Annotated in this window: 18 protein-coding genes; 3 read left to right on the top strand and 15 right to left on the bottom strand. The window is 43.4% G+C overall.

Annotated features, from left to right (window positions below; translation table 11 throughout):
• The 4 genes from nirB (AC1DVJ_RS23005) to nirB (AC1DVJ_RS22990) form a co-directional block, all read right to left on the bottom strand.
• A complete protein-coding gene (gene nirB, locus AC1DVJ_RS23005; protein WP_477593679.1) occupies positions 1-2,382 on the bottom strand; it encodes a nitrite reductase large subunit NirB in 2,382 nt (793 codons plus the stop codon).
• Between the two features lie 66 nt (positions 2,383-2,448).
• Entirely contained in the window at positions 2,449-3,624 is a 1,176-nt protein-coding gene (locus AC1DVJ_RS23000) for an MFS transporter (protein WP_477593677.1), read from the bottom strand.
• Positions 3,625-3,643: 19 nt separating this feature from the next.
• Positions 3,644-3,979 carry a nitrite reductase small subunit NirD gene (gene nirD / locus AC1DVJ_RS22995; RefSeq protein ID WP_477593675.1) on the bottom strand — a complete coding sequence of 112 codons (336 nt, stop codon included), beginning with the start codon at positions 3,977-3,979 and terminating at the stop codon, positions 3,644-3,646.
• Between the two features lie 14 nt (positions 3,980-3,993).
• On the bottom strand, positions 3,994-6,426 hold the full coding sequence (nirB, locus tag AC1DVJ_RS22990) for a nitrite reductase large subunit NirB (protein ID WP_477593673.1): 2,433 nt from the start codon (positions 6,424-6,426) through the stop codon (positions 3,994-3,996).
• A gap of 622 nt (positions 6,427-7,048) precedes the next feature.
• On the opposite strand from nirB (AC1DVJ_RS22990), the gene AC1DVJ_RS22985 reads away from it, so the two are divergent.
• Positions 7,049-7,510, top strand: coding sequence for a GNAT family N-acetyltransferase (locus tag AC1DVJ_RS22985; protein ID WP_477593671.1), 462 nt, complete (start codon positions 7,049-7,051; stop codon positions 7,508-7,510).
• Between the two features lie 93 nt (positions 7,511-7,603).
• Here the strand turns inward: AC1DVJ_RS22985 and AC1DVJ_RS22980 are convergent, their stop codons facing one another.
• Together AC1DVJ_RS22980 and AC1DVJ_RS22975 are read right to left on the bottom strand one after the other, a co-directional pair.
• Complete coding sequence (locus tag AC1DVJ_RS22980; RefSeq protein WP_477593669.1) at positions 7,604-8,485, bottom strand: hypothetical protein; 882 nt, start codon at positions 8,483-8,485, stop codon at positions 7,604-7,606.
• Between the two features lie 40 nt (positions 8,486-8,525).
• Positions 8,526-10,019 carry a hypothetical protein gene (locus AC1DVJ_RS22975; RefSeq protein ID WP_477593667.1) on the bottom strand — a complete coding sequence of 498 codons (1,494 nt, stop codon included), beginning with the start codon at positions 10,017-10,019 and terminating at the stop codon, positions 8,526-8,528.
• 176 nt (positions 10,020-10,195) lie between these two features.
• On the opposite strand from AC1DVJ_RS22975, the gene araC reads away from it, so the two are divergent.
• Complete coding sequence (araC, locus tag AC1DVJ_RS22970; protein ID WP_477593665.1) at positions 10,196-11,041, top strand: arabinose operon transcriptional regulator AraC; 846 nt, start codon at positions 10,196-10,198, stop codon at positions 11,039-11,041.
• A 52-nt stretch (positions 11,042-11,093) separates the two neighbouring features.
• On the opposite strand, the gene AC1DVJ_RS22965 is transcribed toward araC, so the two are convergent.
• From AC1DVJ_RS22965 to AC1DVJ_RS22955, 3 genes are all read right to left on the bottom strand, one after another.
• The gene (locus AC1DVJ_RS22965; RefSeq protein ID WP_477593663.1) at positions 11,094-12,986 is read right to left on the bottom strand and encodes a rhamnogalacturonan lyase; all 1,893 of its coding nucleotides are present in this window, start codon (positions 12,984-12,986) and stop codon (positions 11,094-11,096) included.
• 278 nt (positions 12,987-13,264) lie between these two features.
• On the bottom strand, positions 13,265-14,248 hold the full coding sequence (locus AC1DVJ_RS22960) for a phosphotransferase (protein ID WP_477593661.1): 984 nt from the start codon (positions 14,246-14,248) through the stop codon (positions 13,265-13,267).
• 158 nt (positions 14,249-14,406) lie between these two features.
• Positions 14,407-15,705 (bottom strand): NCS2 family permease, encoded by a 1,299-nt coding sequence (locus AC1DVJ_RS22955; RefSeq protein ID WP_477593659.1) that lies wholly within the window; start codon positions 15,703-15,705, stop codon positions 14,407-14,409.
• Positions 15,706-15,943: 238 nt separating this feature from the next.
• On the opposite strand from AC1DVJ_RS22955, the gene AC1DVJ_RS22950 reads away from it, so the two are divergent.
• Positions 15,944-16,162, top strand: coding sequence for a hypothetical protein (locus tag AC1DVJ_RS22950; protein WP_477593657.1), 219 nt, complete (start codon positions 15,944-15,946; stop codon positions 16,160-16,162).
• 7 nt (positions 16,163-16,169) lie between these two features.
• Here the strand turns inward: AC1DVJ_RS22950 and AC1DVJ_RS22945 are convergent, their stop codons facing one another.
• The 6 genes from AC1DVJ_RS22945 to AC1DVJ_RS22920 form a co-directional block, all read right to left on the bottom strand.
• The gene (locus tag AC1DVJ_RS22945; protein ID WP_477593655.1) at positions 16,170-16,904 is read right to left on the bottom strand and encodes an MBL fold metallo-hydrolase; all 735 of its coding nucleotides are present in this window, start codon (positions 16,902-16,904) and stop codon (positions 16,170-16,172) included.
• A gap of 28 nt (positions 16,905-16,932) precedes the next feature.
• Positions 16,933-17,949 (bottom strand): Gfo/Idh/MocA family protein, encoded by a 1,017-nt coding sequence (locus AC1DVJ_RS22940; protein WP_477593653.1) that lies wholly within the window; start codon positions 17,947-17,949, stop codon positions 16,933-16,935.
• Positions 17,950-18,116: 167 nt separating this feature from the next.
• A complete protein-coding gene (locus tag AC1DVJ_RS22935; RefSeq protein ID WP_477593651.1) occupies positions 18,117-18,719 on the bottom strand; it encodes a class I SAM-dependent methyltransferase in 603 nt (200 codons plus the stop codon).
• A gap of 193 nt (positions 18,720-18,912) precedes the next feature.
• Positions 18,913-19,095: a twin-arginine translocase TatA/TatE family subunit gene (locus AC1DVJ_RS22930; protein WP_477593649.1), complete on the bottom strand. Its 183-nt coding sequence runs from the start codon at positions 19,093-19,095 to the stop codon at positions 18,913-18,915.
• Positions 19,096-19,128: 33 nt separating this feature from the next.
• The gene (locus AC1DVJ_RS22925; RefSeq protein WP_477593647.1) at positions 19,129-20,337 is read right to left on the bottom strand and encodes a ZIP family metal transporter; all 1,209 of its coding nucleotides are present in this window, start codon (positions 20,335-20,337) and stop codon (positions 19,129-19,131) included.
• Between the two features lie 20 nt (positions 20,338-20,357).
• Positions 20,358-21,407 (bottom strand): multicopper oxidase domain-containing protein, encoded by a 1,050-nt coding sequence (locus tag AC1DVJ_RS22920; RefSeq protein WP_477593645.1) that lies wholly within the window; start codon positions 21,405-21,407, stop codon positions 20,358-20,360.
• Positions 21,408-21,536 lie beyond the last annotated feature (129 nt).

Genomic DNA, 21,536 nt, shown 5'->3' with positions numbered 1-21,536 from the left:
TCACCTTGCCAATGCAGCTGTTGGCTGCGGATTTATTTGCTGCTGATCCCTAGATATCATTTCTATGTTCATTCTCGCGTTAAGCTCAGTACGTAACACGAGATCAAAGAGTCCTTCTCGAAGTTGTGTAATCCCTTTGCGTTCAACCCACTGCCCCGTTGTTTCGCCGAAATTCGCTTCTTCACGGTACCACTGCAGGAATGCGGTAGATAGCTCTATGGCTACCTCCTCGATTGGCTCCATGCACAGTAATTCGGCTTGTCGAAGCTTCGTTCCTCCGCTGCCGCCAACATAGATTTCCCATCCACCTGGAACACCTACAAGACCTAAGTCCTTAGTAAGCGTGCCTGCACGATGCAACGGGCTTGCTGAAACGCCAACACTTACTAGTGCGGGCATTTGCAGTCCTTCTAATCGACGTTCTAGATTTACACCCAGGCCAATCGAATCTTGCAGTGCACTTCGATCGTATTGAATCCCCGTACACGTAGCAACAGATGAGATTATTCGACCATATCTAGGAGCTGGTGATGCCAGCTGTCCGATCTCAGCTCCGAGTGTGCTAACTTCATCTGCTGCAATGCCAAGCAGATCCAGTTGCGCACCGCCTGATAACTTCACAAGCGGAATGTGATACTTGTCGATCACATCAGCAAGAAGCCTTAATTGTTCGGCGCTCGTGACGCCGCCGTACATGCGCGGCGTGATGGCGTATGTGCCATCGGCGAGCAAGCTCGCTACTGAATCTGCCGAAGCTGATTCAGCACCAACTTTGTCGGCGGCAGCACCTAGCGTCTGGCCGACATAATACTGCACGGCCGGACGGCATATCGCGCATCCGTCTGCCTTGCTCCAGCCTAGCGCATGCATCGCGTCATGCGCGGTCTCAAAGCTTGCGCTGCGCACCGCTTCGCGCAGCTCCTCATGACTGTGCGACGTACAGCCGCACACGGTTTCTTTCGGCGCTGCCGGCGCATCCTTGCTCTGCAGCGCCAACTGCAGCATCGCCGCGACGAGCGGCTTGCAGCCACCGCAGGTGCTCGATGCCCGCGTGCAGGCGCGAACATCCTCGACGGATTCGCAGCCGTTATCACGGACCGCATCCAGGATGCCGCCCTTAGTCACCCCGTTGCAAGAGCACACGGTTGCCGTAAGTGCCAGCGAAGCCGCGTACGCTTCATCGGCACCGCCGCCGACTGCCGATGCTTCCTCCAACACGGACACATCCGCTTGTTGCTTAATATAGCCGAGCAGCTTATTACCCTCGCTGCTGTCTCCGAAGAGGACGGCTCCTACGATTTTGTTATCACGGATAGCGATCTTCTTATACTTGTTTTTAACACCATCTATTACTTTCAGTGAAGTATTAATTTCGGAATCACGAATTTCTCCCGCCGAGAAAACTTCTACGCCGGATACTTTTAATTGAGAATACAGAATCGACCCCTGATAGCCTTCGGTCTCTACTTCGCAAATCTTCTTAGCCAACACTTTACCTTGTTCATAGAGCGGGGCTACGAGACCATAAACCATATTGCGATGCTCGGCACACTCTCCAACTGCATAGACACCTGGCACGTTCGTTTCCATATAATCATTGACCATGATAGCTCGATTGGTTTCGATGCCACTATCGGCCGCTAGTTTAATGTTCGGGCGTACACCGACTGCAATGACGATCAGATCTGCCTCTACTTTGCTTCCATCTTTAAATAGGAGTCCTTCAACTCGTTTTTTACCATAAATTTTCTCAGTCTGCTTCTCGAGTAGAAATTTCATCCCTTGATTCTCCAACTCTTTACGCAGCATCCCTGCTGAAGTCGGAGTGAGTTGGCGCTCCATCAAATAGTTGAAAATATGCACGACATGGACGTCCATCCCCAGATTAAGCAAGCCGCGAGCCGCTTCTAAACCGAGTAGACCTCCGCCGATTACAACAGCCTTCTTATAGGATTTGGAAGCCTCCAGCATTTTATTGCAATCGTTAATGTCGCGAAACGCTGTCACACCCGGTTTATCTGCTCCTGGCAACGGAAGCATGAATGGTAATGATCCCGTTGCCAGGAGCAATTGATCGTAGTCAACTGTCCGCCCTTTTTCGCTCACGACTTTGCGATTAGCGGTATCGATGCTAATCACGGAGTCCCCCGTATAAAGCGTTATTCCTTTATTTTGATACCACTGCCAATCATTAATGGTAATATCATTCACTGTTGTACTTCCCTGAAGCACCTTCGATAACATAATGCGATTATAATTGGGATGCGGCTCACTGCCGAATATTGTGATTTCAAAACGATCTGGCGCAAGTGCAAGAATTTCTTCCACGCAGCGAACGCCAGCCATCCCGTTACCTATTAAGACAAGTTTTTGTTTCCCCATAACTTATTGACCTCCACATTCCCATGCTGAAGTTCCATAGAACGTATTCTTACGCGCCGATCTAATTTATACCATCGTGCTTTGTTTGTTAATCACCATACGTCTCGTTGCCAGATTCATCCATAGGCAAGCACACGCGAATACCATAAGCAAGATGAAGCCCAACGTGTAGGCACCTGACAAATCTCTCACAATACCTAATACAATAGGTGGAAAAAATCCGCCTAAACCGCCTGCTGCACCAACAATTCCTGTGACTGCTCCCGTATTTCCAGAGGAAACTTCTGGAACCATTTTGAAAACCGCTCCATTTCCAACGCCTAGCAAAGCAGCAGCCACCAGACAACACATGCTAAAGTATGTGAATTGGTGTAACGACGCTGACAAGGCGATCGAAGTGATAACCATACCTGTGAATACAACTACGAGTACACGCCGTGAACCTATGCGATCGGCCATATAGCCGCCTAACGGACGAATGAGCGTAGCAATCAGTACAAATCCTGCGGTTTTCAGTCCTGCATCTGTTGCAGATAGTTGAAATAAATCTTTCAGAAATGTTGGTAAATACACGCTGAATGCAACGAAACCGCCGAAAGTTAAAAAATAAAAAAACGATAAATACCAGGTTGATTGATCCTTAAGCACAATCATCGATTGCTTGAAGGTCTTCTTTTGAGCTGGTGAAGGTAAATCCTTGGTTCCAATCCAAAAGATGGCTGTAACGATCACGATCATGATGGCTAAACTCCAGAACACCCATTGGAAACCATAATGGTTAAATACGAATGGCAATGAGAAACTCGCTGCAGCACCGCCTAGATTACCAAGTCCAGCTAATCCAAGCACAAGACCCTGTCTCTCAGGTGGAAACCATCTCGATACATAAGTAAGGGAAATGGCGAAGGTCGTCCCTGCCATCCCAATAAATAGCGCGCAAAGCAGCAACATCCAGTAAGTATGCACGTATCCAACGATCAAAAGCGGAATCGTTAGAAACAGCATCGTGATGGCAAATACTCGTTTTCCGCCGAACCGATCGGTATATATCCCCATCGGGATTCGCAGAATCGAGCCAAGCAGCACTGGCGTTGCGATTAGCAGACTTTTTTGAATCGTGCTTAACTGAAACAATTCCTGGATTTGTCCAGCAATCGGTGCAAAAACGCTCCAGATCACGAAGGATGCCATCATAGCTAACGTGGATAATCCTAATGCAAGTGCTGATCCATTCTGTCGCATGATTCGGTACTCCCCCTTGCTAGGATGCTAGGATACTTTCTTCTGAAATATGCAAATACATTTCTCCGGTGTCGTCCTCAATTTCAACTTCGAATTTGGTCACACAGCCATCATCTGGTGCCTGAACAAGTCCGTTGTGCAGATCTATTTTCCAATCATGCAAGGGACAAAAGACATGATGATCACACACAATACCTTCAGAAAGCTTACCCGCTTTATGCGGGCAGCGATTTTCAATAGCTTTGATAACACCGTCAGATAGCTTGAACACGGCAATTTCTAACTCACCGATGCGTACAACACGCGATCTTTTTACTGCAATTTCTGAAATATGGCCAATGTGTAAACGTTTCATATGCCTCATCCCTTCTATTTCAAAATCGACGCTGTTGATTGTTCTTCAATGGGTGAAAATGTTTGGTGCAATGCCTTTTGCTCAATGATCTCTTTCCATGGATCTTTCATCAGTGATAATGCTTTATTAATGCGATCATTAAAGGCAGCGCGATCTTCACTTGACGCCAATGTCTCTTTAATTGTCTCTAGACCTACGCGCTCCAACCACTCCGATGTACGTTCATTGTACTTCCCAGTTTCCCGATAGTACTGCAGGTAAGCGCCAGACCATTCGAGTACTTCCTCTTCCGTCTTCACTTTGCATAAAAGATCCGTTCCACGCAGCTTCGTTCCTCCGTTACCACCAACATGAAGCTCCCAACCGCCATCAATAGCGACGACGCCAAAATCTTTGATGGTCGCTTCCGCACAGTTACGCGGGCAACCCGAGACAGCCATTTTAACTTTGGCTGGTGTATATAGGCGCTCGAACTTCTTCTCGAGCTGAATGCCCATTCCAATAGCATCTTGCGTTCCAAAGCGACAGAACTTAGAGCCCACGCATGTTTTCACTGTACGAAGTGACTTGCCGTAGGCATAGCCTGAAGGCATATCTAGATCAGCCCACATGCCAGGCAGGTCTTCCTTCTTCACACCGAGCAAATCGATACGCTGTCCGCCTGTCACTTTCACTAGGGGCACTTCATATTTCTCAGCGATCTCTGCAATTTTCTTTAAGTCCTTCGGTGTTGTTACACCGCCGTACATTCTCGGAACGACAGAGTACGTGCCATCCTTCTGAATGTTCGCATGATTGCGCTCGTTCACGAAACGAGACTCTCTTTCGTCCTCATGCTCTTCTGGCCACACCATACCCAGATAGTAATTTAATGCTGGACGGCACTTGGAGCACCCTTCTACATTGGACCATTCGAGAACATTCATAACTTCTTTCGTTGTCGTAAGTTGCATGGTGCGAATCGCCTCAACAACTTCATCACGTCCGAGTGTCGTACAACCGCAAATACCTTCCTTCACGGTTTTCACGCCGTCTGCACCAAGAACATATGTGAGCACATCGGCTACAAGCGGTTTACACCCTCCGCAAGAAGCGGAAGCTTTGGTACATGCTTTGATATCATTAACGCTGGAGCAGCCTTTCTCTTGAATCGCCTGGACGATGGCACCTTTGGAAACACCATTACAGCCACATACGATTTCATCTGCGCTCATGCCAGCAACTAAATCAACACCAGACTTCGTCTTGCCTCCGCCTTCACCAAGAAGGACGGTCTTTTCTTTGCCAGTTACATCCTCGCCGTTGCGGATCATTGCGAACAGTCTGGAACCATCACTGATGTCACCGAACAAGACAGCTCCGATAACTTTCCCTTCTCGAATGACAACCTTCTTATAAATGCCTTCGAAATCGTCTTGTACACGAACAGCGCGAGTACCTGGTTTATCTGCATATTCGCCTGCTGAGAACACATCAACGCCAGATACTTTGAGTTTCGTGGAAACAACGGAACCCTGATAGCCATCTGTGCCAACGCCCGCTAGTCTTTTAGCAAGAACTGCACCTTGTTCATATAGCGGAGCCACCAGACCGTATGCAACACCACGATGTTCTGTGCATTCGCCAATGGAGTATATATGTGGGACACTCGTTTCTAGGAAATCATTGACCACAATCCCTCGATTGATTTCAATTCCGTTATTTTTAGCAAGCGCAATATTAGGTCTTATCCCTACAGCCATAACAACGAGATCCGCTTCAACTTCCGAACCATCCGTAAACCTGAGACCTGTAACACGCTTTTTACCTAAAATCGTTTCACTATTTTTCTTGAGCAGGAACTTCATTCCTTGCTGTTCCAGTTCTTGCTGCAACAGCAAGGAAGCTGTTCTGTCGAGTTGGAGATTCATTAAGTACTCGTTAATATGCACGACCGAAACTTCCATGTTCAGGTTCAGTAATCCGCGTGCTGCTTCAAGCCCGAGTAGTCCCCCGCCGATGACAACCGCTTTTTTGTATTTCTTAGCTGTTTCCATCATCGTCTCGCAATCTTGAATATCACGGAATGCGATCACGCCATCTTTGTCTGCCCCAGGTAATGGAAGCATGAACGGCAGCGATCCGGTTGCCAGAATCAATTCATCATAAGATACCGTGATTCCACCGTCTGTGCTGACAATCTTGCGATCCGTATCAATCTTGTTTACGGTATGACCCGTATGCAAGGTAATGTTATTATCCGTGTACCAGGACCAGTCATTAATAACGATATCCTTCATATCCGCATCTCCGGCCAAAACCGATGACAACAGGATACGGTTATAGTTAGGATGAGGTTCTTTCCCAAAGATCGTGATTTCGTATGAGTTTGGTGCAAGTTTTAGTAATTGCTCGATACAATTAACACCAGCCATGCCATTTCCAACTAAAACTATTTTTTTCTTCATCCTATTTCACGCTCCCATTTAAAATAAAATAACATATTGTGTTATATTACATCTAAAATATGTGATGATGACAAGTTTCGAATTTTAATGTAAATATAGCTAACATTTGTTTCTTGTTACTAATATACTCTGGAACATCGTCTTTTTCAACAAAATTTGCCAATTTATTGTTTTAAAGTACACATATTTATAAAAACACGAATTATCCATGGATTTATAATAAGTATTATTCGTCTTTTTATGTTTGATTCCGCTTTCACAACTCTGACCCCCATCAATTTATGGAACATATTTTCAATTTTTAATCAAATTCATGTTATATATATTTACAGAAAATTGATGTCAATGTCATTCATTTGTTTAAAAATAAACATAATTTTCCATTTTAAATGTTAGCTCTTACTGTTTCGAAAAAATCAAAGTGTGACTTAGATGATTGTTAGCTTTAGAAAATACGCCAAGCTAATCATCCATGTTAGTTTTAATTTGAATCCTATCAGTTATATTTGATTTTTCATGACAACCTATAAGAAATGGTTATTTGTTATCAGTTACACGTTAGTTTATATTACATATATAGATGATTTATAAGAGAGAATTTTGGAAAGAGGAGGACATACTTATGATTAAAACGCGACGTTACTCCACGGTAGATACAGATGATTTATGGAGAATTCATTTATTAGTCATCTCTGAAGCAAAAGTAGAACCTACTCATCAGCATTATCACGATATTTTGCATATACCTGAACAATATTTGAACGATGGCGGAGAGTTCCTAGTGGGTACAGGGCCGGATGGCAATGTACTGGCAATGGGAGGGTTAAAGCTTCTTAAGGAAGGCAAAGCCGAAATCAAACGTCTTCGCGTTCATCCTAGTCACCAGAAGAAGGGCTATGGTCAACAAATCCTAACCCTCTTAGAAGAAAAAGCCAAAGAACTTGGCGTCCAACATCTCATTCTCGACACACTTTCCAATCAATTAGGCGCACAAAAGCTGTTTGTGAAAAACGGTTATCTGCAAAAAGGCCCAGCTACCATTGACGGTTTCAACGTAATTCTCTATGAAAAAGCACTTATTTAATCAATTAGACAACATAAAGAGGTTGGTCCAAAGTCTTCTTAAGACTGATGGATCCAACCTCTTATTATTTGCATTCTTATTCCTGCGCCCCCGCTAACCTGCAGTGAGTACACTCCTGAGCTGCAACGGCRCATCACTATCCACTTTGTACCAAACTTCCTCATCACCAGATACAATCTGGATATGTGCATTGAACAGTTTCATTGTTATTTTATCGCCAAAAGAATAGAAAAATAGACTCTCGACAGAATCACCCGCATCCAAAGGACGCGGAACCACAATGATCTGAGCTCTTAACAAGGCATAGATGACTTCCTGAATGCGATTTTCCGAGAAGTATATGGTCCCATCTGATTCTGTAATTAGCATGCCGCTATCGGCCATTTTTGCTAAAAGTGTTTGATCAGGCAGGAAAGTCGGTCTCTTCACTAAAGCATTGCAAAGTTGATGCAGATATGGATTTGTTTCGAAAGCATGATTAGCCAATTGATCGAAAGTGAGGACTCCGCGTGCAGGTACGCTGATCCCATAACTTTCATCATTTTCTAATATCACTTGATAATTACAAGGAAGAATGTCGGAGTTGTAGCTGCCACCCGGATTTAACCCGAAGAGCTCGCGCCGTATGACCAATTCACCAGAAAAAGCTTGCAATAGTCCACGATCCGTCACGGTAACAGAAGTATCCTCATTGCTTGCTAGTGTGACTTTCAGGCTTTTTATTGAACTTCCTGGTTGCCTAAAAAGCTTTAACCAAGGCTGATTCGTAACTATTTCATCTAGATTTCCAGATTCATGTTTTAGTTCGGCAATTGTTCTGGTTAACTCATCCATTTTCACTGTTAGTTGGCGTTGGTCAATGCTACTTATTGTATTAGTAGTTTCTTGAATAACGGGTACAACATTCTTTGAAGAGTTTTGTGAAATATAAATCATAAGTATCATTGCTAACACGAACAAAATAATTCTATTCAATTCGTTTCACCCCTGGCTAGAACACTGTCCGTTTCTTTTCTCATAAATCATTTCCAGTAGAAACATAAACCCAACGCCCATCGCTACTACTGCCAACCAAATTAATTTCACCTTGAGGGAATTTTATTATCGTTTGCTCGCTATGCTCATCGACGTTATAACTAACTAAAGTTTGTGATGTGTTTGAGCTAGCGTCAGTGCCTTTGAGTGACACAAAACGATGTGTTCCTTTCAACCAAAAGTAAGGAAATAAATGATCTGGCAAGGTAATTCTTTCACTTCCACGAAACACAGCACCATTATAATAATATCGATATGCTCCATCATCTGTTACTAAGAAACCATTCCAAGCATTTTCTCCTTCGGGTGATTTCCACTCCTCAAACATCCCACTGCTCCAAGAGTAGCGATATTGCTGTAAATCAGAGCTATCCTCGTTTATCATATACGTGTAGACGTACGTTGCGTCATCTTTGAATTGAACCGGAATTTTGGCTGAGCTTACCTGACTATCAGGAACCCGACCGATAAGTTTTTTGGGCATGTTCATTGTTCTCTTCGTTTCTAAATTATAAATGGCAAAATCCAAATCAACTTCCTGCTTTTCTTGGCCGATTGCGAGAATTAGATTTTTGCGGTCATGGCTAAATGTCGCACCATGTACATAGCCAGCGACATGAATAATCTCTGCTGTATCACTTGGAGGAATCACTTCCCCGCTCTTCGGTTGCTCATAGAAAAACCCCCGTTTATCAGCGACAAAATCGCCATGTCCCTTATATTGCGTCATGAGAGGTACAGGGTAGGTTATCATTTGATCAAGTCCGATGTTGTAAATGGAGGATGATAATGGCAATGTCATATCGCATTCACAGTAGTCAAGATATTGTGTGGCTAGCATATAATCGGCATTATCTAATGTCTGCAAATTAAATGGTTCTAAAAACTTGCTTATCTTTTCCGAATGTCCATCTGTTACGGAGATACGCCATAATTGTCTGGGACTTTGAATTAATGTTCGGAATGTAGGGGTCTCTATGAGTACTTTGCCAGAACTCGTTAATGCTCCGTTCACATCAATTGTATATCCATAGATTGGATACGTTTTATCCTCGATGCCTTTTATCGAGATCGTAAGGTTTAACTCCTTTTCATTTTGCCAATTGAATGCTAGGTTTACTTGTGGAGGTGTCTCTCCTTCAATCTTAGTTGATTTACGTAATATATCCTCCACAGAATTGCGATTCATTCCTTCGCGAAATTTAATTGTGAATGTTTGCGGCGTGTCAGCGACTACCGTTTTGATCGGTGCCTTTAAGAATCCTCTTGGCTCTAATTGAATACTTACAGCTTGCGTGGGCGCTTCCACGTTTACCGGTACTTCAATCGGCTTAGCGGATGGAGAGACCATTGGGAATTCGAGCGGTGCCGCGCTCTCTTCAACAGTCTTTACCGGTAAAACCTGCACTTCCCTTTCGCATCCAATTATGAAAATAACGGATAAAATGAYCCAAATCATACGCCTGTTTATCATCAAGCAAAACCACCCCTGCATCCAAAGTATTCCATTTTAATTAGACGTATGGGACTTCGAAATTGTTGTGTATAACGAACTGTGTTTTTTCGTAGGAGATGTTCAAGAATTCCAAAACACTTTGGTATAACATCCTATATACTTGTAGATATCTGGGAATTGGAGGCGTCCAACTTATGACTAATTTCATGCCCTTTTCTGCCAAAGAAAATCTGATTACCATACCTGGGAAGCTGATATCAGGCCATTACCGACAGTCATTTGGCTACCAAGTTAAACGCTCCAACGGTACGAAAGATTATTATCTCACCTTGACTCTAAAAGGATCCGGACTATACAACAACGGCAAAGAAACCTATGAATGCCAACAGAATGAGGTTACCTTAATCACACCAGGAACACCCCATTATTATGGGACTCCGGAGAATACCTTATGGGAATTTTATTGGTGTCATTTTGTTCCTAAGGAAGAATGGTTACCGCTTTTACAGCTGCCAGAGGCGATTAAAGGAATACGATTAGCTCGTTTTGATTCAGAAAAAGAGTTGCAACGTATAATTAACGCTTTTACTAATTTAAATCAATATAACGAAGAAGCTGATCACTTTTCTGAAAAGTTGGCCATCAACGCGTTGGAAGAAATACTCCTTCTTATTTCCCAAAGTGCTATTGAAAAGCAATACCCGCTAGATAAGCGTGTAGAGCAAACGATAGAGCTGATTTCACAGCATTTTAACCAACCTTATACGGTTGCTGAATTGGCTGCTATGGTTAACCTATCCGCTTCTAGGTTCGCCCATCTCTTTAAAAGTCAGACCGGTGAATCCGTGATGGAATTATTAAATAAAATACGACTTCGTCAAGCGAGAAAGCTCATAGAAACAACCTCATTAAACATTGCCGAAATCGCTGAGGAAGTAGGATTTAATCATCCTTTCTATTTTTCACGTCAATTTGCCGCTTTTTATGGGACATCTCCTGCAGCTTTTAGAAAGCGTATTCAACAAATGAGGATAGAATGAAAAAAAAGAAACGCCCAAGTGTTTCGAACGTTTCCCTTTACCATAAACGTAGTTATGGCGTGGTATAAATATTCGGTTGTGTAGGTGTTGCCATACCTGTACCGAGATAGTAGCTAGTATGCGGCGGTTGGTTGTAGGCCACATTCTGCCACGCGATGTCTAAGCGGTAAAGCGGATCATGCATTAAGGTCCAAAGGCGCGTACTTGTGACATACGGAGTTGCATAGATGCGTAAAGCCGTACTGTCCGACTTCCGCCAAATGACCTCTTCTCGCCAGTCGCCTAATAGATCGGCTTGCAAGCTAGGATTTCCTTTCGTGTAGTTATTCGAATTAGTGCCTGTTGCCGTTAATAAGGTCGTTGTATTGAGACTTGTATAATTCCACTTATCTATGCGGCCGACACCGTTCGTACCATCCCAATTATGATCAAGGAGCTCACGGGAAACATCACCGTCCCACCAGATGCCGAAGTTGATGGATGAAGGAATGGTGGAACTGATTTTGGTGCCATTGATTTGGTATAGTCCGACACCGTTACTTGCCCATACTTCTTCACCGGCATACCGAGGGTCAATATCAGCAGCCATGCCTCTTCCCGTGTCAGCGCCTGTATTCACACCCCACTTGATGGCTCCTGTACCAGCATTCCACACGGCTGCGCCATAAGTAGCACTAGTGCTCTCCATGACTTTGAATACTTCGAGCCCTGCATTGTTCGGATCCAAATCGCCAACATGAAGCGCGTCACCATGTCCTAAGGCCGTGTTGTATTTCTTGGCTCCGTTATCATCGATCGTCATCGCACCATATACGATTTCATCCTTACCATCACCGTCGACGTCGGCTGCTGTTAAGTTATGGTTTCCTTGACCTGCATAAGCTGAGTTGCCCGAAGTGTTGCTGTCAAATGTCCATAATTTGGATAATGCGCCACCCCGCCAATTATACGCAACTAGAACTGTTCTTGTGTAATAGCCGCGCGCCATAACGATACTTGGCTTTTGCCCATCTAGATATGCCACTGTTGCTAAGAAACGATCTACCCGATTGCCATAGGTATCGCCCCAATCGCCGACTGTTCCACGAGGAGGATCATAGCTTGTAGAGGTCAATGCTTTTCCTGTCGTTCCTGCAAATATCGTTAAAAATTCAGGCCCAGTCAAAACTCTACCAACACTGTTACGATAATCCGCCGTTGAACTGCCGATGACTACGCCAGTACCGTCCTTGGTACCATCGGCTGTTTTCATTGCAATTTCTGCTTTGCCATCCCCATCCAAATCGTAGACCATGAATTGCGTATAGTGAGCGCCAGCCCGAATATTTTTCCCCATACTGATCCGCCATAATCGCGTACCGTTCAGCTTATAAGCATCGACAAATACTTCACCGGTATATCCATCCTGCGAATTATCTTTGGAGTTGGTAGGATCCCATTTCAAAATAATTTCATATTGACCGTCGCCATCCAAATCACCAACACTTGCGTCATTGGCGTTGTATGTATAGCTCACACCGTCTGGTGTTGTGCCACCTGCTGGTTTTTGTAAGGGAACATCCAAATAGTTATTCGCCCATGGCGTAGCTGCGGCTGACGCTGCCTGCTCAACGCCGCCAACGACAGCTTTAATCGTATAGCTTGAGCTCGTAGTACCTGAGTTATCTTGATAATTCGTGCTGGTCGTTATAGGAGAAGCATTGAGCTTAACTCCATCCCGATAAACGTTGAAAGAAGTAGTTGCAGCTTCTGTTCCTAGAAGTCTCCAACTGACGAGGACGCCGGTGCTTACCTTAACAGCTACTAGTCCGCGGTCTAACTTCTCCATCTGCCGGGCTACCGCTGCATGTGCGGAAGGCGCTTGGATACCGAAAGAGGTTACGAGAAGCGAACCCAACGTAATGATGCATGCTGTTTTTATGAAATTCTTCGTATTTTTCAACATTTCTACAACCTCCAGGTAGTCAAAGTAGTTTCAAATTTACCTAACCTCGGGATGTTAACGAACTCCCGTTTCACCTCCCAATCAAATTGATCACCTTAGATAAGATTGCGCTTACATTTCCGTCTTGTTCCTTATTATAACGCGAAAATATCTGAGACTTAATGCAGACAATGGCTAACTTCCTACACAAAACTGCTACTTTTCACTTAGCTTGATGTCCCTGAAAAATGAAAAAACAACAGCCCGCTCACAATGTGAGTTGCTGTTGTTTAGAGGTATTACTTTCTGTAAGCCTCAAGTAAATATACTGTCTTATCCTGTTCTTTCTGTAACAGGTCATTGATTTGATCCCCTGTCATTCGATTGAATTTTCCCCAAATGAGGTTCCTGCAGAGATTGTGCGGAAATGCCAAATCGAGATACAGCAATTTCATTTCATGATTCGAGAGCTTGTTCTGCTTGAGATATGCGCGTATCACCTTGATAAAAACTTGATGATTCCAAGCTCTCGACTTTCTTAACATTGCGTACAGCAGCCGATTTATATCTCTTGAAGGAAAGTCCAGTCTTACAAACTCCCAATCAATGATATAAATATCAATTGACTCATGAAGTAAAATATTTTGTGTATGAAAATCATTGTGACTTAGTACAAAATTAGGTTGGTTTTCCTTCCAAGAAAGGAAATAGGCGTTTTCCCTAATATTTTCCAACACATATTTGCCAGTCGTTATATAAAAATCTATATATGCTAACACTGCTGTTCGCCATGGTTCATCCGCGAAAGAACTGCTATTTTTCCATCTCTCCAAATAACGAAGAGCTTCCTCGTACTCGCGCTCCCACCGAGCACTACCATTACAAAAAGAAGCAAATGCTGGTTGATATTCTTTTGAAATGGCATGGATATTGCCCAATATTTCGGCTAACCTAAGCGTCTTGTCTAAGCTGGTCAGCGGATATGGCACGGCACAGATCCACTGCTGTAAGACACACTTATAACCCTTATAGGTAAAATATTTCTTGTTTGTATTTGTAGGATAAATGGTTGGTATATGAATGCCTCGACTCCTGAGAAAGTCTTCTGCTTCAAGAATAAATTGCAAACGATGTTCATCGATATACATTCTTTTCAAAATAAATATGCCTTGCGTTGCTGTAATTTTTACGACAAAAGTTCGCGATGTGTCACGAATAACTTCAACCAATTGGATCGTTAAACCGTATTTATTCTCCACGGCTGCTAGAAGTCCATTATCCATCTGCACCACTCTCTCAATATAGTAGTTCTAAGATAGTTTATGCCCCTTGTCCACAAAGGTTTGGATGAAAGCGGATTACTYATTGCCCGAGTGAGAGAGTGTAGAGTAATAYGAAAAAAGCAGATCGCCGCGGCGTCTGCTTTACTAGAACTTAATTATTAATGTGTGAAAAAGACAATTTGCACAAAAAACAATATCGCAAACAGATAGAAAATCGGATGTACATCCTTCCTTTTTCCGCGAACAAATTTTAGAATCGGATACACTATGAATCCAATGCCAATGCCAGTTGCGATACTATAGGTCAGTGGCATTAGCACTACAATCAGGAAAGCTGGGAAGGCCTCTTCCAGGTCCTGCCATTCGATTTTCCGCAATACATTCATCATCAGAAAGCCAACAATAATTAATGTAGGAGCCGTTATCGCCGGGATACTCGCTAGAACCTCTATGATAGGTGAGAAAAATAAGGTCAGCGCCAATAGCAGGCAAACCATAATTGCTGTAAGTCCCGTTCTCCCGCCTACTGCGACACCAGAGCTGGATTCTATATAAGCTGAGGTCGGACTAGTACCTAGGAGTGCACCGGTCGTTGTGCCAACCGCATCTGCCAGAAGAGCGCCACGCGAGCGCGGGAATTTATCATCCTTGATGAGGCCAGCTTGCTCAGCTACACCCAGCATGGTCCCCGTTGTATCGAATAACGTGATCAATAAGAATGTAAAAATAACCGCATATAAGCCTCCCGTAAATACACCCTGAATATCGAGTTGAAAAGCTGTCGCTACTAGTCCCGTAGGGGCTGCAACGTATGTATCTGGTAAAGCTAAAAGCCCGAATATCCAGGCCAGAACGGCTGTGATCAACATACCGAAGAACAAATATCCGCGAACTTGATACGCCAGCAGTACTAGCGAAATAATGAGTCCAATCAAGGTAAGAGCCGTCATAGGCTCTCTCAAATTGCCTAACGTGAGTAAGGTAGCTGGTGAACCGACGATGATTTTCGCATTTTGCAATCCAATGAAGGTGATAAATAGGCCGATCCCGGCTGTTATTGCATGTTTAAGACTGGCGGGTATCGCATCAAGTAAAACATAACGGAAAGAAGTAAGCGACAACACAACGAACAAAAGACCAGCTATAAAAACAGCGCCTAAGGCAACTTGCCACGGCACTCCGTTCCCTCCCACTACTGTAAAGGCAAAATACGCGTTCAATCCCATGCCAGGTGCAATCACGATTGGATAATTGGCAAAGAGCCCCATGATGAGCGTTGCTACAATACTTGCAAGCACTGTAGCCATGAAAACGCCATGGAAATCCATGCCTGTTGTACTTAAAATCCCAGGATTCACGATGACAATATAGACCATTGTTAGAAATGTCGTCACACCAGCCATGAGTTCCGTAGAAATGGATGTCCCTCGCTCTTTCATTTTAAACAGTTGATCCATGGTCGTCCTCCTGAGAATAAGTTGAGTCTTACCCATTATGACCATTTGAATTGGGAGATAAACCGAGGTGAACGAATGCGCCAATTCTTGTTCAGAACAGAAAAAAGCCGTTACCAATAGGTAACGACTAGAATTACATAGTAATGTGAGAACATGTATCGTTTAGTTCGCATGACATACATAATTGCGAATATACTCAATTAACTACTGAACGATTTATAAGGAGAGGGCGATAATCATGATGATGACATTGACTTCAGATGGAGATCTATTTACAGCCGCGCTATCTCAAACGACAGTATCCGTCTGGCAAACAGACGCTAATGGTGTTTATTGCGAAGTCGATCGTGGAATCATTGAAGAATTCACTCGAATATCGATAAGAATGAGCACGATTACCGATGAGATTGCCTTTTATTTCCGTGATGATGGGACTGTGTTTCGCGCTGAAACATAGAGCCGTTCTATAGTTCAATCTGCATGCCAACATCCGCTAACACTACTTTTCCGCTAAACATCGTCTCTGCTTCATCCTTCAATAATCGAATATCTCCAAAGCGAGGCAAGTGAGAGAGCAATAATGTCTTGACTCCTGCACTTGCTGCAAGCCTTCCTGCTTCTAAAGATGTCATGTGTCCATATTGGCTCGCATTAAACTCAGCGTAAAAGGATGCTTCCGTAACTAGTAAATCAGCATTGATTAGGTAAGGTAAGATTGATTCATCGTAGCGTGTATCTGCTGTATATACGAGTACTTTATTGTCCGCTTCAATCCGAACGCCCAAGCAATAAGCATCATGGTTAGTTCGGAAAAAGGAAAGATGTACGTCGTCTCCCAACGAGACTTTAGCATTTTCATTGAGTCCAATGCCAGATGTGCCTTTCATTACTGGCATTGACCAATCTTCCTCTTTTTCTTCAGATAATAAGATTCTGAGCGGCTTATCTCGGCGTTTCAAATCCGTATCAATTAAACAGGCATATTGCAAACATCCTAAGTCTGCCATATGATCGTGATGTTGGTGCGAGAGGAAAACGGCTGTTAGTTCACTGATTTCCAAATAATTCTGTAGGACAGACAAAACACCGCTTCCACAATCGAGTAATATCTTGTGTTTCCCTAMTTCTAGGAGGTAACCTGCAGTCGCTTCTCCTGCTTTGGGATAAGCACCCCATCTTCCGAGTACTCTTATTTTCATGCTAACCTCCATTTGATCTCAAAAACGGTTAATTATAAGTGATTCTTTTGCCTGATCTGGAAGATTCATAAATATCCATGACTAGATTGAAGGCCTTAAAGCCTTCAGGGCCGTTCAGACCATAGCTGCGGTCGTTTAAAATATGATCATAGAAATCTGCAATTTKAGTCCCATGACTGATTCCCCAATAAGATTTAACACCTAAATTAGAAGCTTCTGGTGAAGTTAGCATCGTTTGTTCCCCATTGATTACTTGATACAACGTATCTCCCGTGAGTACTAGCTTCCCTTTTTCAAAGACAAGCTCGATTTCAGGTGGTGAATTTACGCCATAAGCATTCGTAGCATAGAACACAGCCGTTGCACCGCTCCGATACGTGAGGTGTGCATGAACGGTATCTTCCACTTCGATAACACCCTCAAGTGAATCGTTCGACATCGTGCCTTTAATGCTTGTGACTTCGCCGCCTATCCATTGCAGCAAATCTAGGGTATGAATGGACTGGTTAATGAGGACACCTCCACCTTCCGTTGCCCATTTTCCTTTCCATTCCGTTTCGTAATAGGAAGCCGTTCTGCTCCAAGTTACGATCCCTTTTAGACAAAGTAAGTTTCCGAGTACACCCGACTGGACGGCTTTTTTCATGATCTGGGATGCAGGGTTATATCTATTTTGGAAAATGACACCAAGCTGTACATTCGGATTAGCTTCCGCTGCACGTAACATCTTTTGAGCAGCTTCTTTCGTTTCAGCCATCGGCTTCTCCGTCAGAACATGCTTGCCAGCGTTGAGAGCATCAACGGCCATTGGCGCATGCTGATAATGAGCTGTACAAATATGAACGACGTCAATGTCAGGATTCTTCAACATCTCGAGATAATCTGTGTAATAACTGCATGAATACGATTCAGCTATTTGGGCCGCCAAATCGGCGTTCGTATCGACAACAGCCACTAATTTCGCTGTCTGTATCTGTGAAATGGCTTTCAAATGTACGCTGGAAATCGCTCCGCAACCAATGAGTGCAATGCCAATCTGTTTCATGGGAAACCTCTTTTCTGCTTAGATAGGATAGTTCGAGTCTTTGTTTCAAATCTATATAGTAGAGGTTCGCCCATACGGCACCAATTCCTTTAGGAATTGACATGCGGAAATTGACTACTTATTGCTTTATCATGACTAATTCATTCGAGTTCTAATGCGCTCCGTTTTCACCGAGGTTTCAGCGCAATTTCMCACAGCATCTTCTTGTTCGTATATCGATCCATTTCGTATTCCTCGACATACAGGTAAGTCCACTTTTCTTTATCAAAAAATCGCTCCATCTCATCTCGATCAAAAAACCTTCTGTAAATCCCGTCGATTTCCAGTACATTGCCCATTTCATTTGTAGAGTTCAATCTACACAGCAGTATGCCATCTCTCTTAATCACGCTATGGAGATCACTGATGATTTCACCAGTGGTGACTTCATCGAAATAATGAATACTTAGATCAGCGATCAGTGCTTGTACAGATTCCTTTGCAAAAGGAAGCCCATCTGTCATATCCAAACAGAGCGTTTGAATTTCTGGCAGGAATGACTTCAATGTCTTAATTGCCTCTTCGGAGATATCGCAAGCAATTGGGGACAACCCATGTTCAAATAAATACTGTGTGTTATTTCCGACACCACAACCCAAATCAACAATTAGGTCGGCTTCACTATACTTCGATAGGTATGCATCCCAATATTTGTCCAACCAGTTATCGTATTTAGGTGTGAGGTCAAGCCGATGATACATGTCATTCCAATATTGTTGTAATGATTTCATTTCGATGCTCCTTCCACTACTTTCATTATTCTTTGATATTCTTCTTTTAATTCCGCATCCTCTTTCTTACTTCTCTCTGGCACCATTTTCGTGTCGTGAATACAAAAACTGTATATAGGTGCAAAACAAAGGAGCTAAGCGCAAACTTGCAACTTAGCTCCTTACTATTCCAGTATGGCTTTTTCTAGATCAATTAATTATCCTTCTGTTTATCTTTCGAATCTTCTTCTTCCAACAATCYCTTAGTTCCCTGTCTAAATTCCTTGATCGTAGTCCCGAAAGCACGACCTAATTGAGGAAGTTTAGTTGGCCCAAATAACAGTAAAGCAACGCCTACGATAATAACAAGTCCCGGTATGCCAATGCCTGATAACATGCAAATCACCTACCCTTTCATTTTATAATAACCTTAAAATTTCACCATTAACGCAGTCAGATACATGATCAGTATCCCTGCTGAAAGTCCACCAAAGTTTAACCAAGATACCGGAGATAAACCTTTCTTCTCCGATTCTCTGAGAATCATTTTCGAAATCACATAAATAACCTGTAAAATCGCACCCGCGCCTATACCGAAGAAGAGCGCAGCTAATGCATCGTTAAATATGAATCCACCCGCCCAAGTACCAATAATAGCTGGACCACCGGCGATCAAAGCTAACTTGACAAATGTCTTCCACGTTGGGCGATCTTTCAGTAATGGTGCTGCAATCCCTACGCCTTCTGTTATGTTATGAAGGGTGAACCCAATGATAAGGAAGGTACCAAGTGCTGCCTCTCCCACTGCAAATGCAGACCCGATCGCAAGACCTTCTCCAAAATTATGAAGTCCAATACCGGTTGCGATTTTGTTAGCTACACGTTTACCCACAAATAACTCACCGCTGAGTTTGCGATCATTCGACTGATCTACAGCTATCAAGAAGAGACAACTAAGCAATGCACCAAACCACACTAACCCCGTTCCTTGAAAAATGCCAGGTGCTTCAGCAGCCATCTCAAAACCTTCTCCGAAGGTATCAATGACTAGGAAGAATAATAACCCTACGGTCAAGGCAAGAATGGCATGCATGCCTCTAACCGAGAATCTACGTAGAAATGGATACCACAATAGGCCTAGCCCTACCGGAATAACCCCAACATAGAACCCAATTAACGCATATTGCCAAAATAGCTTGCCATTAGGTTCAGGTGTTGCCGCCGCGGCAGCAACTTCACCAACGAATATCAAACCATTGGACGTGATGAATTTCACTTCATGCGGGTCGCCTTGTACCCAAGGATAAGGGATATCGACGGTTCCGCGTTCAAATCTTTTTAACGTATCACTAGGTGAAAATGAAGCATTCCAAAAGGCGCCATCGACCACGACTTGCGCAATGGTTACATCCTCTGGCCCTGAGTTTAACACTTTAACATGAATACCATCGTCATTTAACGTGATTTTCTCTACATTCAGGACTTCAATTGGAGCAGCAGGCTCGCTCTCGACTCCTGTTCCTACTTTGGCAATTGTCGTAATAATGGCTATTAACAAGATTAAAGGAAGAAGGCCCCAAAGTATAGCTTTCATTTTAGATGAAGATGATTTTGTATTAGTTTGACCGTTCATACTCATAACGTACGCCGCCCCCTTTCTTATTCAGCAATGAAGAATCCCATCCAGCCCAGTTCAGCAAATTCACTTTGGTGCGCATGAAACATATATCGTCCTGGTGAAGGAAAAACAATTTCTAGAATGCCACGTTCGCCCTGGCACTGCATAATGGTATCGGTATACGCTGGGCGTGCTTCAGGATCTGCCCCCGTTGCGTAATAATTAAAGAAGTTGGCATGCAGATGAAACGAATTAATCAAATCAAATTCCGTCAGATTACTTAAATAAATACGATTAAGCTCCCCGACTTTCACTTTGATGGGTTCTTGCTGATAGGCAAAAGCATAGCCATTCACAGTGTAGATTTCATTTTCCCCATCTAGGTCCAGGTCATAGCCATTCATCAGCATACTGAATTCTTTGGCTGTTGCTCTTGGCTTCTTCGGGTCAATGATGAAATTGCCATAGAGACCTTTATGGATATGCCTTGCAAGCGGGGCTACATGGCAATGATAGACATGCATTCCAGCTGGTTTAGCTTCAAATTCATACGTGAACGTAGCACCAGGAAGAACGGATTCTAGACCATCCATATTCGTAGGATGCATACCATGGAAATGAATGGAATGTGGATGGGTTGAAGCATTGTGAAATTTCACGCGAAGGACGTCCCCTTCTGTACAACGGATTGTAGGACCTGGAATCGTACCATTGAATGTCCATCCGGGGAATTTAATTCCCTTCGCGATCTCCACGTTAGCTTCATAAGATGTGATCTCATATTCCCTTAACGTTCGACCGTCAGCAAGCTTGCTAACCTTGCCATAATCAAATGTGGTGAGCGCTTTTTGCGCGGCTGCAAACCCTTCCGTCACTTCCGTGCTCGGGACATAGCCATGCTTCATCCCTTCATGTAATTGTGATTTCATGGCTTGATGAATGTCATGCTTATCATGTGAGCTCGCCAGTGAAGTTTTACCGAATAACGATGAAGGATTCAACAATGCACTGCCAATAACAGCAAAAGCCCCTGTCGTTCCTAACTTCAAAAGATTACGTCTTGATAGCTTTTTATCTGATTTTTGAAACATCGCTTTGACCTCCTATAATAAATTGCTTGTTTACAATAGTTTTTACCTAGGGAAACATTTAGAGTGAAAATTAAGTTTCCGATGGGACAAAAAGTTTACCAAAGGAAACACCGTGTTTTAACTATATGC

This window comes from Paenibacillus sp. P4_A9 (assembly GCF_056402415.1).
Note: the sequence above shows the minus strand (reverse complement) of the source record. Positions and strands in the feature narration are given on the sequence as shown.

What these genes read in the sequence shown, in the direction of transcription:
- nirB (WP_477593679.1), bottom strand. Translation starts at nt 2,382, where the DNA reads ATGGGGAAACAAAAACTTGTCTTAATAGGTAACGGGATGGCTGGCGTT.
- AC1DVJ_RS23000 (WP_477593677.1), bottom strand. Translation starts at nt 3,624, where the DNA reads ATGCGACAGAATGGATCAGCACTTGCATTAGGATTATCCACGTTAGCT.
- nirD (WP_477593675.1), bottom strand. Translation starts at nt 3,979, where the DNA reads ATGAAACGTTTACACATTGGCCATATTTCAGAAATTGCAGTAAAAAGA.
- nirB (WP_477593673.1), bottom strand. Translation starts at nt 6,426, where the DNA reads ATGAAGAAAAAAATAGTTTTAGTTGGAAATGGCATGGCTGGTGTTAAT.
- AC1DVJ_RS22985 (WP_477593671.1), top strand. Translation starts at nt 7,049, where the DNA reads ATGATTAAAACGCGACGTTACTCCACGGTAGATACAGATGATTTATGG.
- araC (WP_477593665.1), top strand. Translation starts at nt 10,196, where the DNA reads ATGACTAATTTCATGCCCTTTTCTGCCAAAGAAAATCTGATTACCATA.
- AC1DVJ_RS22965 (WP_477593663.1), bottom strand. Translation starts at nt 12,986, where the DNA reads ATGTTGAAAAATACGAAGAATTTCATAAAAACAGCATGCATCATTACG.
- AC1DVJ_RS22960 (WP_477593661.1), bottom strand. Translation starts at nt 14,248, where the DNA reads ATGGATAATGGACTTCTAGCAGCCGTGGAGAATAAATACGGTTTAACG.
- AC1DVJ_RS22955 (WP_477593659.1), bottom strand. Translation starts at nt 15,705, where the DNA reads ATGGATCAACTGTTTAAAATGAAAGAGCGAGGGACATCCATTTCTACG.
- AC1DVJ_RS22950 (WP_477593657.1), top strand. Translation starts at nt 15,944, where the DNA reads ATGATGATGACATTGACTTCAGATGGAGATCTATTTACAGCCGCGCTA.
- AC1DVJ_RS22925 (WP_477593647.1), bottom strand. Translation starts at nt 20,337, where the DNA reads ATGAGTATGAACGGTCAAACTAATACAAAATCATCTTCATCTAAAATG.
- AC1DVJ_RS22920 (WP_477593645.1), bottom strand. Translation starts at nt 21,407, where the DNA reads ATGTTTCAAAAATCAGATAAAAAGCTATCAAGACGTAATCTTTTGAAG.